Below are 248 nucleotides of genomic sequence, written 5' to 3'. Positions count from 1 at the left end.
AAGACCGTTACCAGCGGCGGAACGTGCGTTCCCTGCGCTGCCATCTGTCGCCGGACCTTCCGACGGGAAGCCAGGATGAGGACCGTTCCCAAGCCCAGCAAAACAAATTGAACGCTGAGGGCTACCCGGAAGGGTGCCAGGCCGTACAGGTTACCGCCGGAGAATCCGCTGGCATTGAGTACATCGAGAACAAGACCTATGAGATATATGGCCACCAGCGCTGCAATAAAGCCGCCGACGTTGACGAT

Annotated in this window: 1 protein-coding gene; it reads right to left on the bottom strand. The window is 58.5% G+C overall.

The window, feature by feature from the left end:
• Nucleotides 1–248, bottom strand: a 248-nt coding sequence (locus tag SB724_RS21320; RefSeq protein WP_410573009.1) for a hypothetical protein, incomplete at both ends; no start/stop codon positions are given.

It is taken from the genome of Bacillus sp. SIMBA_031 (assembly GCF_046535225.1).
Lineage (GTDB): Bacteria > Bacillota > Bacilli > Bacillales > Bacillaceae > Bacillus > Bacillus velezensis.
This window is presented reverse-complemented; position numbering and strand designations above follow the sequence as displayed.